The organism is Paracoccus versutus (assembly GCF_029909795.1).
GTDB classification, from domain to species: domain Bacteria; phylum Pseudomonadota; class Alphaproteobacteria; order Rhodobacterales; family Rhodobacteraceae; genus Paracoccus; species Paracoccus versutus.
The window spans coordinates 2197916-2210989 of sequence record NZ_CP038197.1; the positions used below are offsets into that span (position 1 = coordinate 2197916).

Consider the following 13074-nt stretch of genomic DNA (forward strand, 5'->3'; position numbering starts at 1 on the left):
GATCGAGAACCGGGGCGATCTTGAGCAGGCGAGCCCTGATCGATGGGCAATGGGGGGCGAATTGGACCACCTCTGCCGGGCAAGGCGGGTGACCGGGGCGGCAGCGGGACCGACAACCGGCTCCCGCATCGACGCGGTTCTGCGGCTGGCGCGTCGCGTGTCGCGACCTGCCGCCGGAGCCGGGGCGCTGGAAGAGCGCCTGCACTCGATTCCGCCGCGGGCCTCGCGCCAGGGTGTGGGGTTGTCTTTTCAAGGAGTTGAGAGCCGATCTCCGTCGATCGATGCCCCGATCTCAAGGGTCCATGCCGATGCGATCTCGCAGATGGTGCCGCGGCGGGCTGACCACGAGAGTTCATGCCGCGGTGGATGCACCCTGCCCGGCAAGGTTCCCAGTGACGCCTAGCCATGGCGCCGGTAGCCCGCAGGCCAAGGGATTGCTCTGCGGCCTGGCCGGCCCCTGCCAAGCCATCGCCGATGCCGGATGCGGCAGGGATTTGCCGGATGCGGCAGGGATTCCTGCGCCGGTTCATTTTTGGCGATCTGCGCGCCACCGCAGCCGGGCTGGAAGGCACCCCCCCGGCCGGAGTCTCCGTAAGAAGCGCCGCACGGTGGCATGTTTTCTTAAACCGGATCAAACCCTTCCGCCGCATCGCGCCCCGCTGCGAGGAAACCGTCGCCTCGTCAAAGGCATTCCCCGACAGCGCCGGCGCAATCGCATGGTTTCCTAAATGAAGGCGCCGGCTTGGTTCAGCGCCTCGGGGAAGGGCGGGGTGCCATAGCCGACCCCGGTCAGGTAAAGCCCCTGCGGCGGGCAGACCGGCCCGCAGGCGGCGCGGTCGCGGGCGGCCAGCGCCTCGGCCACGCGTCCGGGCGGCCAGGCGCCGGCGCCGACCCGCTCCAGCGTGCCGACGATCGAGCGCACCTGGTTGTGCAGGAAGGACCGCGCCCGCAGGGTGAAGCGGTATTCGCGGCCCTGCGGGATCGGGGTTTCCTGGATGGTCAGCTCGTCCAGCGTCTTCACCGGGCTCTGCGCCTGGCACATGGTCGAGCGGAAGGTGGTGAAATCGTGCCGGCCCAGCAGATGCGCCGCGCCCGCGCGCATGGCGGCCAGGTCCAGGGGGTGCTGCACCTGCCAGGCGCGGCCGCGGTCATGGGTCAGCGGCGCGCGGCGCGCGACCAGCCGGAACAGGTAGCGCCGCTCATGCGCCGAGAAGCGGGCGTGGAAGTCGTCCGCCACCCGCGCCGCGGCCAGCACGGCGACGGGGGCGGGCTTCAGGTGCCAGTTCAGCGCCTCGGACAGCCGGAAGGGATCCCAGTCGCGCTGCAGGTCGGCATGCGCGACCTGGCCGGTGGCATGGACCCCGGCATCGGTGCGCCCCGCCGCGGCGATCCGCGCCCCGGCCGTGAAACCGGGATCGAGCCGGCCGAGCGCCGCCTCGATGGCGCCCTGCACGCTGGGCCGGTCGGCCTGGGCCTGCCAGCCGGCAAAGGGTCTGCCGTCATATTCGATCAACAGGGCGAAACGGGGCATGGCTAGCGGCGCGGCTTGTCGGATTCGCGCGGGATCAGCAGGTCGTCGAGCGTCATCGAGCGCGGCAATTCGGCGGGCTCGGCGGGCTCGGCTGGCGCGGGCCGGGGCCGCACGCCTTCCCGTGCCAGCCGGTCGCGCAGCACGCCGATCTCGATGTCCAGGTCGCTGCGGCCGCCTTCCAGCAGCTTGGCGCTGCGGGCGGCAAACTCGGTTTCCAGGTCGTCCAGCAGCGTCTCGTAATCCCGGCGCGCGCGCGGGTCGCGGGTCTGGGCGTAGAGGTCGGCGAACTTGACCGTCGCGTCGCGCGCGCCTTGCAGGTAGACGCTGAGATAGCGGCGCAGGGCGGCGATGGTGTCGGGATTGTCCTCGACATGGGCGAAGAGTTCGCGCGCGGTGGCGGCGAACATGCCGACACGGGCTTCGAGCCGGCGGTCGCCACTGCGCAGGATGGCGTCCTGCATGGCCTTCAGATGCGCCTCGCCCTCGGCGACGATGCGTTGGGCGCGGTCCTGGCGGACGCCGTCGATGCCCTCCATGCCCTTGTCGCGCATCGGGTCGCCGCCGAAGGCGAGCCAGTGCAGCATGGCCCCGGCGACGCCGATCACCCCGGCGCCGGCCTCGGCCCCCGGCACATAGGCGCCCAGGGCAAGGCCGAGCCCGGTCAGGATGCCGCCGAAGAGCTTGCGCGGGATCGCCGGGCGGTGGGCGATGCGGCGGGCGTCATAGGCGGCCTCGGCCTGCAGCCCCTGGCGTGTCATCCACATGCCCGAGGCGATGGTGCCGAAGGCGATCAGATGCAGGGCGAGCCCGGCCGGATCCTGCCAGAAGGCGCTGATGAGAAAGGGGGCCGCCATGATCGTGACCCAGCGCGTTCGCGATTCCAGCGGATGCCGGATCTCGCCCGGTGCGGGGCGCGCGGGCGGGCGCGGGCCGGGGCCGTCCGGCCGGGGCTGCGGCGAGAAGCGGCCGCCGAAACGCCTTGCCATCGCCGCGCCCTCAGCCCGCGCCCAGGAAGGAGGCATAGAGCGTCAGGCCCATCAGCAGAAAGAAGGACAGGCGCTGCATGGCTTTCCGGGACATGGGCTTCCTTTCGGCGCGTCGGGCAATGTTGCCCGCAGGATATAGGGCCTTGCGGGCGGGAACGGAAGGGCGCGGCGGTCGGGGGGCTCTGCCCCCCGCGCCTCATGCGCCCCTTGATGGGGCGCGTGAGGCGCTCCCCCCGGAGTATTTGGGAAACGGAGAAAGCCGGTTTCGGGCGGGCGGTGCGGCATGCGGGGAAGGGGTGGAGCGGGTGATGGGAATCGAACCCACGTATTCAGCTTGGAAGGCTGCTGCTCTACCATTGAGCTACACCCGCGTCGCGCCTTTCTATAGGGGGCGGCGCGGGTTCGTGCAAGCGTCGCGCGCTTGACGCCTGCGGGGCGGCGGGGCAAGCAGGGCGGCATGATCGATATCCGTCCCGTGGCCAATATCGTCGGCAAGGTCGTCGTCACGCTGGGGACGGCGATGGCGCTGCCCATGCTGGTCGATTGGTGGCATGGCGACCCGCATTGGCTGATCTTCCTGGAATGCGGCATCCTGACCATGCTGGCCGGCGGGCTGGTGGCGCTGTCCACGCGGCAAAAAGACAAGTCGCTGACCATCCAGCAGGTGTTCCTGCTGACCGCGATGCTGTGGCTGGTGGTGCCGGTGGCCGGTGCGCTGCCCTTCATGCTGGGCGCGCCGCAGGCCAGCTTCACCGACGCCTATTTCGAGGCCATGTCGGGCGTCACCACCACCGGCACCACCGCATTCCCCGATCTCGACAACCTGCCCAAGGGCACCAACCTGTGGCGGGCCTTCCTGAACTGGGCGGGGGGGCTGGGGATCATCGTCGTCGCCATGATCTTCCTGCCGGTGATGAAGGTCGGCGGCATGCAGTTCTTTCGCTCGGAAGGCTTCGACACGCTGGGCAAGATCCTGCCCCGCGCCTTCGATATCGCGCGCGAGATGACCGGGGTCTACATCGCCATGACCGCAAGCTGCATGGTGGTCTATATCCTGCTGGGCATGAAGGGCTTCGATGCGCTGGTGCTGGCGCTGTCCACCTGTTCCACGGGGGGCTTTTCCAATTACGACGCCAGTTTCGCGCCCTTCATCGGGCCGGCGGAATATGCCGCCGCCTTCTTCATGATCCTGGCCTCGATCCCCTTTATCCGCATGGTGCAGCTGATCCGCGGCTCGGCCGAGCCGATCTGGCGCGACATCCAGGTCCGCGCCTATCTGCGCTGGACCTTCTATGCCATCGCGCTGGTGGTGCTGTACCGGCTGTTGTGGCTCGAGGCGAAGAACCCCTTCGACGTGATCCGCGAGACCACGTTCAACGTCGTCTCGACCTTTTCGGGCACCGGCTTCGCCTCGACCGACGTGACGCAATGGGGGCATTTCCCCTTTGTCGTGCTGATCGTGGTCGGGCTGATCGGCGGCTGCACCGGCTCGACCTCGTGTTCGGTCAAGGTGTTCCGCTATCTGGTGCTGTTCCAGGCGGTCAGGGCGCAGCTCAAGCGCATGCAGTCGCCGCACCGGGTGTTTCCGCTGCTTTATGGCGGCCGCCCGCTGGAAGAGGACGTGGTCGATTCGGTGATGGCCTTCTTTACCCTGTTCATTCTCAGCTTCGGCCTGCTGATCGTCGGGCTGGCGCTGACCGGGCTGCATCCGCGCACGGCGCTGACCGCGGCCTGGACCGCCATCGCCAATGTTGGCGTGGTCTGGGGGCCGGAGCTGACGCCCGAGGGGGCGGTGACGAATTTCCCCACCGCCTCGAAATGGCTGATGATCTGGGGGATGTATCTGGGCCGGCTGGAGTTGATCTCGGTGCTGGTGCTGCTGTTGCCGCGGTTCTGGCGCGGCTAGTCCTGCGCGATCGCCGGGGCGATGGCGGGCGCCTCGGGCCGGGCCTCGGTCGCGCCGGGGGCGAAGCGGGCCAAGTTGTCCGAGATCTCGGCCGCCAGCCGGTGCTGGTCCTGGGGGTCCGAGATCGGCCAGATCAGCACGAAGCCCTGCACCCGGCCGTCGACCACCCGGCCTTCGGCATGGCCGATATGGGTCTGGTTGCGCCCGTCCAGCGTGACGCTGCCGCGTTCCACCTTGCGCTCGGGCGCCGGCACCCAGCCGAGCGCGGTGACGAGGCCGGCGAGGTCCAGCATCTCTTGCTGGCCGCCGGGCTGCGAGAACAGGATCAGCGCCGCGCCCGAGCCGTCCTTGGGCCCATAGATCGACAGCGCGCGCTCGGCCCGGTCGAATTGCAGCTTCTCCATCGGCGCGGGCAGCATCAGGCCGGTATGGGCGTCGCGCAGCTCGGCCAGGCCCATCTCGGCCCGCCAGGCTTCGCGGCGGCGGATCAGTTCGGCCATGGCGGTCGCGGTATCGGGCGAGGCGCGCAGGCGCACGATTTCCTCGGCGATGGCGGCGCGGGTCTTGGGGCCGTCCTTGCCGTCGATGCCCCCGTCGTAATGGCCGGCCCAACGCAGGGCGCGCTGGATTTCCTCCAGCGGCGGCATGGGCACGGGGGCCGCATCCGGGGCAGGGGGGGCGCCCAGGTCCGGCACCTTGCCGATGATCGCGATCTCGCCCATCTCCTCGCCCGGCGCGAGGAAGGCGTCCTTGGGCACCGCGCCCGCATCCCGGAACGCCTGAAGCCAGGCGGTGCCGGTCGCCCGGTCCATCGGGCCAAAGCCGATGGTCAGCCGGCCGCCCGGCAGGGTCCACAGCCCGGCCTCGGGCAGGGTCTCGCGCCATTTCGCCAGCAATTCCTCGGCCCGCGCGCGGTCGGTGGTGGATTCGAGGCGCAGGAAGAACTGCTCGGGCGCGGGTTCGGGCTCTGCCAAGGCGCCGGCATCGGCGGTCGGGGTCGCAGCCTTGCCGGCCAGGTCGCCGGGGACGGGCTCGTCCCCTGCGGTCGCGGGCTGGGCCTGGGGGAAGGTCGAGGCATTGCCGCCGGGCGTCGTCGCCTGGGGATCGGCGGGGGGTTCGGCGGGCGCGGCGTCGCCGATCCGGGTCAGCTCGCGCCCCTCGGCGGCGGCCAGGAAGCTGTCGCCCGGCACCTTGCGCTGCAGCTTCAGCTGCTCCAGCCGCGCCGCCGCCTCTTCGCGCGGCATCGGGCCAAGCGCGATGCCGACCCAGCCGTCGGCCAGCGGGAAGGTCACGACATCGGGGAACTCCGCGCCCCAGTTCCGGGCGGTGGCGGCCGCGGCTTCCGTGCCGCGCTTGGCCTCGATGCGGATCACCACGTCCTCGGCCTGCGCCGCAAAGCCCAGAGACAGCGGCAGAGCCGCACCGATGACGAATGCAAAGCGCCGCATGGGCATGTCCCTCTCATTGACCCTGCGCCGCCCTCTGCCTAGAAGGCGGCAGACATTTCCTGCCAGTTATGCCGAAGGAAGCCCCGATGACCAGCCCAAAGGACAATCAGACGGCGAAACCCGTCTGCTTCCAGGACGTGATCCTGCGCCTGCAATCCTATTGGGCCGCACAGGGCTGCGCGGTGCTGCAACCCTATGACATGGAGGTCGGCGCCGGCACCTTCCACCCGGCGACCACGCTGCGCAGCCTTGGCGCCCGGCCCTGGGCCGCGGCCTATGTCCAGCCCTCGCGCCGGCCGACCGACGGCCGCTATGGCGAGAACCCGAACCGGTTGCAGCACTACTACCAGTATCAGGTCATCATCAAACCCTCGCCGCCGAACCTGCAGGAGCTTTACCTGGGCAGCCTTGCCGCCATCGGCCTGGACCCGATGATCCACGACGTGCGCTTCGTCGAGGACGACTGGGAAAGCCCGACGCTGGGCGCCTGGGGCCTGGGCTGGGAGGTCTGGTGCGACGGCATGGAGGTCAGCCAGTTCACCTATTTCCAGCAGGTCGGCGGGCATGACTGCCGCCCGGTCTCGGGCGAGCTGACCTACGGGCTGGAGCGGCTGGCCATGTATGTGCTGGGGGTCGAGCATGTGATGGACATGCCCTTCAACCCGCCCGGCAGCCCGATCCCGCTGAGCTACGGCGACGTCTTCCGCCAGGCCGAGCGCGAATATTCCCGCTGGAACTTCGAACAGGCCGATACGGACATGCTGCTGCAGCATTTCAAGGATGCCGAGGCGGAATGCGACCGCATCCTGGCCGCCGCGGACACGGACGGCGCCGGGCGGCGCATCCCGATGGCGCATCCGGCCTATGACCAGGCGATCAAGGCCAGCCACCTGTTCAACCTGCTCGATGCGCGCGGCGTGATCTCGGTCACGGAGCGCCAGGCCTATATCGGCCGCGTCCGGGCGCTGGCGAAACGCTGCGCCGACCTGTTCGTGACCACCGAGGCGGCTGGCGCGGTAGGGGGAGAGGCGGCATGAGCTCGGGCAAGATCGTCGCCTCGATGCTGGTGCTGGTGGCCGTCATGGCCGGCCTGGCCGTCTGGTATCTGCAGGTCTATGGCTTCTACGACCAGGTGGACGAGATCAGCGGTGCGCAGGACATCGTCGTCACCGATGCGCAGGGCGCCACCCATCCGGTCGCGGTCGCGGACTTCAAGGCGATCGACGCCACAAGCTCGCCCATCCGCTATCGCGCCTGCTTCACGCTGGACCCGGCCGAGCTGGCCGATGCCGCGCCCTATGCCGGTGCGACGCCGCTGAACGGGCCGGGCTGGTTCAAGTGCTATTCCGCCAGGGCGCTGACCGCCGACCTGGAATCGGGCGCGGCCCGCGCCGTGCTGGGCCAGGCCGAGATCCGCCCCGACGTGGACCGGGTGATCGTGGTCTATCCCGACGGCCGCGCCTTTGCCTGGCACCAATTCAACGACAAGACCCCCGAACGCGGAGTGATGGACTGATGCCCGACCTTCTGATCGAGCTTTTCTCGGAGGAGATCCCGGCGCGGATGCAGGCCCGCGCCCGCGAGGATCTGAAGAAGCGCGTCACCGACGGGCTGGTCGAGGCGGGCCTGACCTATCGCTCGGCCGGCGCCTTCTCGACCCCGCGCCGGCTGGTGCTGGCCGTCGAGGGGCTGACCGCGGAAAGCCCGACCACGCGCGAGGAACGCAAGGGCCCCCGCACCGACGCGCCCCAGGCGGCGCTGGAGGGCTTCCTGCGCTCGACCGGCCTGACCCGCGAGCAGCTGGAGGCGCGCGACGACAAGAAGGGCCAGGTCTGGTTCGCGGTGGTCGCCAAGCCCGGCCGTCCCGCCGCCGAGATCGTGGCCGAGGTGCTGGAGCGCACGATCCGCGACTTTCCCTGGCCCAAGTCGATGCGCTGGGGCGCGGGATCCCTGCGCTGGGTGCGGCCGCTGCATTCGATCATCTGCCTGCTCTCGGACGAATCCGGCGCCAGCGTGGTGCCGCTGGAGATCGAGGGCATCCGCGCCGGTGCCACCACCCGCGGCCACCGCTTCATGGCGCCGGATCAGATCACCGTCTCGGGCTTCGAGGACTACGCCGCCAAGCTGCGCCGCGCCCGCGTCATGCTGGACCCCGCCGAACGCGAGGCGGCGATCCGGCAGGAGGCGGCGAACCTCGCCTTCGCCCGCGGCTGGGAGATCGTGCCGGACGAGGGCCTGCTTTCCGAGGTCGCGGGCCTGGTCGAATGGCCGGTGGCCCTGATGGGCGCCATCGAGGACCGTTTCCTGTCCCTGCCGCCCGAGGTGCTGCAAACCTCGATGAAGGAACACCAGAAGTTCTTCTCGGCCCGCAATCCCAAGACCGGCCGCATCGAGGGCTTCGTCACCGTGGCGAATATCGAAACCCCCGACCATGGCGAGACGATCCTGAAAGGCAACCAGCGCGTGCTGGCGGCGCGGCTGTCGGACGCGGCCTTCTTCTGGGACAACGACCTGCGCGAGGCGAAAGCGGGCATGCAGGACTGGGCCGAGGGGCTGCGTTCGGTGACGTTCCAGAGCAAGCTCGGTAGCCAGGCCGACCGCATCGCCCGCATCGCGGCGCTGGCGCGCGAGATCGCGCCGCTGGTCGGTGCCGACCCGGACCAGGCGGAACAGGCGGCCAGGGTGGCCAAGCTCGACCTGCGCTCGGCCATGGTGGGCGAGTTCCCGGAACTGCAGGGCACCATGGGCCGCTATTACGCGCTGGCGGCCGGCCTGCCCGAGCCGGTGGCCGACGCCGCCCGCGACCATTACTCGCCGCTCGGCCCCTCGGACGCGGTGCCCTCGGCGCCGGTGTCGGTGGCGGTGGCGCTGGCCGACAAGCTCGACACGCTGACCGGCTTCTGGGCCATCGACGAAAAGCCCACCGGCTCGAAAGACCCCTTCGCGCTGCGCCGCGCCGCGCTGGGGGTGATCCGGCTGGTGCTGGTGAACGGGGTGAGGGTTGGGCTGCTCAAGCTACTTTCTGAAAAGTTAGAAACGCAACTGCACCCTATCTTTGAAAGCCAGGAGGAAAGAGGCGGTCTTGCTGTGGAAGAGCGGCTTAATCAGCGGGCAGCCGATAAAGCCTCTGACCTTCTCGCCTTCTTCCACGACCGCCTGAAAGTCCACCTGCGCGACCAGGGCATCCGCCACGACATCATCGACGCCGTGCTGGCGATGCCCGGCAGCGACGACCTCGTGCTGCTGGTCAACCGCGCCACCGCGCTGAACGACGTGCTCAAGACTGCGGACGGCACCAACCTGCTGCAGGGGCTCAAGCGCGCCGGCAACATCCTCGCCCAGGCCGAAGAGAAGGACGGCGTCGAATACAGCTTCGGCGCCGATCCGAAATTCGCCGAGACCGACGAGGAACGCAGCCTGTTCGCCGCCCTCGACAAGGCGGAACCGGCGATCCGCGAGGCGGTGCGGCTCGAGGATTTCCAGGCCGCGACCCAGGGCATCGCCAGCCTGCGCGCGCCCATCGACGCCTTCTTCGAGGCGGTGCAGATCAACACCGACAACCAGATCACCCGCCGCAACCGGCTGAACCTGCTCTCGCGCATCCGCGAGGCCGGCCGGCTGGTCGCGGATTTCGGCCGGATCGAGGGCTGACCCCCTTTTCTCCGTTGCAAAAATACTCCGGGGGGAGCGCCTCCGGCGCCCCGTCGAGGGGCGCAGGAGGCGCGGGGGGCAGAGCCCCCCGGCCCGCCGCACCACCTGCTGTTCTTCGCACTTGCAGCAATGCGCCGGCCATGCCTAATGTGACGGCATCATGACCGCGCTGACAGACCTAGGTGCCATCGTCGAAATCACCCCCTCGGCGGGGATCCAGACCGCACGCCACGGCTGGCGCGCGAAATGCCTGCAGCGCCTGATCCGCATGGAACTGCCGGTGCCGACCAGCTTCGCGCTGTCGGCCGAGGCGGTGCGCGCCATCGCCGCCGGCCAGATGCCCGACCGCGCCCGTCTTGCCGCCATCATCGAGCGCGCCGACGGGCTGGTCAGCGTGCGGCCCTCGGCGATGAACCCGGCCTGGGGCGGGCCGGGCACGGTGCTGAACGTGGGCATCAACCACGAATGCCACGCCCGGCTGGTGAAAAGCCGCGGCCAGGCGGCGGCGGATGCGATCTACCTGGGCTTCGTGCAATCCTATGCCATCCATGTCGCAAGGCTGGACCCCGACATGTTCTCGGACAGCGAGGGCGGGCTTGCCGCCGCCCTGCGCGCCTATGAGGACGAGACCGACGAGGAATTCCCCCAAGATCCGACCCGGCAGCTGGCCGAGGTGCTGCGCAGCATGGCGCGCGCCTGGGACGGGCCGACTGCGCGGCTTCTGCGCCAGGCCAAGGGCGCGCCGGCCAATGCGCCGCTGGGGCTGGTGGTGCAGGACATGGCGCTGGCCATCGGGCCGGGCGTCACCGGCTCGGGCACCATCCAGTTCATCGACAGCGTGACCGGCGCGCCGCGCCTGACCGGCCGGTTCCGCGGCCAGACCCAGGGCCGCTCCAAGGGCGAGGGGGCCGAGACGCTCTACCTGACCCGCGACCCGCGCGGCCCCTCGCTGGAGGAAGCGGCGCCCGAGGTCTTTGCCGATCTGGTCCGCTTCGGCGTCGCCGCCCGCGAACGCCTGCGCGAAGAGATGCAGATCGAATTCGTCGTCTCGGACAGCCGGCTTGCGATCATCGACGCGGTGCGGGTCAGCCGCAGCTCGCGCGCCAGCGTGCGAATCGCCGTGGCGCTGGCCCGCGACGGCATCATCCCGGCCGAAGAGGCGGTGATGCGGGTCGAGCCGCGGGCCCTGTCGGACCTGCTGCACCACCAGGTCGATCCGCGCGCGCCCCGCGACGTGATCGCCCGCGGCATCAATGCCAGCCCCGGCGCCGCCACCGGGCGCATGGTCTTTACCGCCGCCGCCGCCCAGGCCTCCGAGGCGCGGGGCGAGCGCTGCGTGCTGGTGCGCCGCGAGACCGTGCCCGAGGACATCCGCGGCATGCATGCCGCCGTCGCCGTGCTGACCGAGCGCGGCGGCATGACCAGCCATGCCGCGGTGATCGCCCGCGGCATCGGCCTGCCCTGCATCGTCGGCGCCAGCGGCATCTCGATCGACACCCGCGCCCGCACCATGCTGGTCGGCGGAAGGCTGTTCCACGAGGGCGAGGAGATCACCATCGACGGCACCTCGGGCGAGGTGCTGGCCGGCGCCGCCGAGATGCTGGAGCCGGCGCTGGACGAAAGCTTCACCCAGCTTCTGGAATGGGCCGACGCGCATTGCCGCATCAGGATCCGCGCCAATGCCGACACGCCCGAGGACGCCCGCACCGCCCGCATGTTCAACGCCCAGGGCATCGGCCTGTGCCGCACCGAGCACATGTTCTTCGACGACGAGCGCCTGCCGGCCATGCGCGAGATGATCTTCGCCGGCAAGCCCGAGGACCGGCGCCTGTCGCTGGAACGCCTCTTGCCGATGCAGCGCAGCGATTTCGCGGCGCTGTTCGAGATCATGGCCGGGCTGCCCGTCACCATCCGCCTGTTCGACCCGCCGCTGCACGAATTTTTGCCACATGACCGCGAAGGCATGCGGGAACTTGCCGAATCGCTGGATCTGCCCTTGTCGGACGTGACCCGCCGGGTCGAGGCGCTGTCGGAATTCAACCCGATGCTGGGCATGCGCGGCGTGCGGCTGGGCATCACCGTGCCCGAGATCTATGACATGCAGGCCCGCGCCATCTTCGAGGCCACCATCGAGGCCAGCCACAACGGCGACCCGGTGGTGCCCGAGATCATGATCCCGCTGGTCAGCGCCCGGCGCGAGGTCGAGCTGGTCAAGAACCGCATCGACGCGGTCGCCGCCGCCGTCAGGAACGAGACGCGCAAGGATTTCACCTATCGCCTGGGCGTGATGGTCGAGACGCCGCGCGCCGCGCTGCGCGCCGGCGACATCGCGGAACATTCGGCCTTCTTGTCCTTTGGCACCAACGACTTGACGCAGATGACCTATGGGCTGTCGCGCGACGACGCCGGCCGCTTCATGGGCACCTATGTCAACCAGGGCGTCTATTCCGAGGATCCGTTCCACATCCTCGACCGCGACGGGGTGGGCGAACTGGTCGCCATCGGCACCGAGCGCGCCCGCAGCCACAAGCCCGACATCACCATTTCGGTCTGCGGCGAACATGGCGGCAACCCCGAATCCATCGCCTTCTGCCTGCGGGCCGGGGTGAACTACGTTTCCTGCTCGCCCTTCCGGGTGCCGGTGGCGCGGCTCGCCGCGGCGCAGGAATCGATTCTCATGGGCCGGGAAGAGGCGGAATCGGCGGCCGGGACGGAGTCCTAGGACCAGCCGGTTTTGGCCGGAATCTGCCCGTTGGCCGTTTTGTCGTCGGCGGGTTTCCGCCAAAATCGTTTGATTTCAAGCGAATCGCGTCCCTCACGTCCATGTGGGCTGGATCGGCCCGCCTTGTTTCGGGCCTTTAACGCCAGACCGCCGCCCACGGGGCACCCCTCGGGCGGACCTTCCGACGAACCAGACCGGGCCGGGCCCGGACCGAAAACAGGACCAACATGTCGATTAGCAAGTCATGGCTGGCGCGCGTTTCCGTGTGTGTGGCTGTCGCCCTTTCCCCTGTCGCAACCACTCCGGCCATGGCCGACGGCAAGCACCAGGTCGCTTATGAAACCAAGTCCGGCCGCGCGACGCGCCAGGCGACCGTCCAGATCAATCCCGCCGATCTGCAATGCCTGTCCGAGGCGCTGTATTTCGAGGCCCGCGGCGAGGGCGTGCAGGGCCAGCAGGCCGTGGCCGAGGTGATCCTGAACCGCGTCGATCATCCGCGGTTTCCCAAGACCGTCTGCGGCGTGGTGAACCAGCGCGGCCAGTTCACCTATAACAAGAACGCCCGCATCCGCGAAAAGGGCACCTACGCCAGGGTGCAAAGGGTGGCCATGGCCGCCCTGGCCGGCGCGCCGCGCACCCTGACCAACGGCGCGACCTATTTCCACGCCCGCGGCGTCAGCCCCTCCTGGTCCAAGCGGTTCGAGCGCACGATTCGGATCGGCAGCCATACCTTCTACCGTTCGGACCGCCGGCTGGCCTCGAACTGAGGCGGCGACCCAGGGCGGCGACGCAAATCTGCCATGCCATGCGCGGCCCTGTCCCTTGCGGCG

General features: G+C 69.6%; 10 protein-coding genes and 1 tRNA gene. 7 read left to right on the forward strand and 4 right to left on the reverse strand.

Annotated elements, in window-relative coordinates; genetic code table 11:
• Positions 1-501: 501 nt before the first annotated feature.
• Positions 502-732, forward strand: a complete 231-nt coding sequence (locus tag E3U25_RS22170; RefSeq protein ID WP_139293896.1) for a hypothetical protein — start codon at positions 502-504, stop codon at positions 730-732.
• On the opposite strand, the gene truA is transcribed toward E3U25_RS22170, so the two are convergent.
• The 3 genes from truA to E3U25_RS22185 form a co-directional block, all read right to left on the reverse strand.
• Positions 725-1531, reverse strand: a complete 807-nt coding sequence (gene truA, locus E3U25_RS22175) for a tRNA pseudouridine(38-40) synthase TruA (protein WP_116223037.1) — start codon at positions 1529-1531, stop codon at positions 725-727. The two genes, E3U25_RS22170 and truA, sit on opposite strands and share 8 nt — an antisense overlap.
• Positions 1532-1533: 2 nt before the next feature.
• Complete coding sequence (locus E3U25_RS22180; RefSeq protein WP_116223036.1) at positions 1534-2517, reverse strand: 5-bromo-4-chloroindolyl phosphate hydrolysis family protein; 984 nt, start codon at positions 2515-2517, stop codon at positions 1534-1536.
• Between the two features lie 297 nt (positions 2518-2814).
• Positions 2815-2888: transfer RNA gene (locus E3U25_RS22185), tRNA-Gly, on the reverse strand.
• An 86-nt stretch (positions 2889-2974) separates the two neighbouring features.
• Between E3U25_RS22185 and E3U25_RS22190 the strand changes: the two genes are divergently transcribed.
• Entirely contained in the window at positions 2975-4423 is a 1449-nt protein-coding gene (locus E3U25_RS22190; protein ID WP_072461046.1) for a TrkH family potassium uptake protein, read from the forward strand.
• Here the strand turns inward: E3U25_RS22190 and E3U25_RS22195 are convergent.
• Positions 4420-5871: a peptidoglycan-binding domain-containing protein gene (locus E3U25_RS22195; protein WP_244295370.1), complete on the reverse strand. Its 1452-nt coding sequence runs from the start codon at positions 5869-5871 to the stop codon at positions 4420-4422. The genes E3U25_RS22190 and E3U25_RS22195 overlap by 4 nt on opposite strands.
• Before the next feature lie 86 nt (positions 5872-5957).
• Between E3U25_RS22195 and E3U25_RS22200 the strand changes: the two genes are divergently transcribed.
• The 5 genes from E3U25_RS22200 to E3U25_RS22220 all read left to right on the forward strand — a co-directional run bounded on the left by E3U25_RS22200 (position 5958) and on the right by E3U25_RS22220 (position 13011).
• Positions 5958-6908: a glycine--tRNA ligase subunit alpha gene (locus tag E3U25_RS22200; RefSeq protein ID WP_036750389.1), complete on the forward strand. Its 951-nt coding sequence runs from the start codon at positions 5958-5960 to the stop codon at positions 6906-6908.
• The gene (locus tag E3U25_RS22205) at positions 6905-7387 is read left to right on the forward strand and encodes a DUF6446 family protein (RefSeq protein WP_011746884.1); all 483 of its coding nucleotides are present in this window, start codon (positions 6905-6907) and stop codon (positions 7385-7387) included. The genes E3U25_RS22200 and E3U25_RS22205 overlap by 4 nt, the downstream gene beginning before the upstream one ends.
• Complete coding sequence (gene glyS / locus E3U25_RS22210; RefSeq protein WP_116223035.1) at positions 7387-9522, forward strand: glycine--tRNA ligase subunit beta; 2136 nt, start codon at positions 7387-7389, stop codon at positions 9520-9522. Before E3U25_RS22205 ends, glyS begins: the two co-directional genes overlap by 1 nt.
• Before the next feature lie 160 nt (positions 9523-9682).
• A complete protein-coding gene (locus E3U25_RS22215; RefSeq protein ID WP_116223034.1) occupies positions 9683-12244 on the forward strand; it encodes a putative PEP-binding protein in 2562 nt (853 codons plus the stop codon).
• 308 nt (positions 12245-12552) lie between these two features.
• Positions 12553-13011, forward strand: a complete 459-nt coding sequence (locus E3U25_RS22220; protein ID WP_240540279.1) for a cell wall hydrolase — start codon at positions 12553-12555, stop codon at positions 13009-13011.
• Positions 13012-13074: the final 63 nt, after the last annotated feature.

Excerpts from the sequence above, each read along its gene's own strand:
- E3U25_RS22170 (WP_139293896.1), top strand. The coding sequence starts at position 502 with ATGCGGCAGGGATTCCTGCGCCGGTTCATTTTTGGCGATCTGCGCGCC.
- truA (WP_116223037.1), bottom strand. The coding sequence starts at position 1,531 with ATGCCCCGTTTCGCCCTGTTGATCGAATATGACGGCAGACCCTTTGCC.
- E3U25_RS22180 (WP_116223036.1), bottom strand. The coding sequence starts at position 2,517 with ATGGCAAGGCGTTTCGGCGGCCGCTTCTCGCCGCAGCCCCGGCCGGAC.
- E3U25_RS22190 (WP_072461046.1), top strand. The coding sequence starts at position 2,975 with ATGATCGATATCCGTCCCGTGGCCAATATCGTCGGCAAGGTCGTCGTC.
- E3U25_RS22195 (WP_244295370.1), bottom strand. The coding sequence starts at position 5,871 with ATGCGGCGCTTTGCATTCGTCATCGGTGCGGCTCTGCCGCTGTCTCTG.
- E3U25_RS22200 (WP_036750389.1), top strand. The coding sequence starts at position 5,958 with ATGACCAGCCCAAAGGACAATCAGACGGCGAAACCCGTCTGCTTCCAG.
- E3U25_RS22205 (WP_011746884.1), top strand. The coding sequence starts at position 6,905 with ATGAGCTCGGGCAAGATCGTCGCCTCGATGCTGGTGCTGGTGGCCGTC.
- glyS (WP_116223035.1), top strand. The coding sequence starts at position 7,387 with ATGCCCGACCTTCTGATCGAGCTTTTCTCGGAGGAGATCCCGGCGCGG.
- E3U25_RS22215 (WP_116223034.1), top strand. The coding sequence starts at position 9,683 with ATGACCGCGCTGACAGACCTAGGTGCCATCGTCGAAATCACCCCCTCG.
- E3U25_RS22220 (WP_240540279.1), top strand. The coding sequence starts at position 12,553 with ATGGCCGACGGCAAGCACCAGGTCGCTTATGAAACCAAGTCCGGCCGC.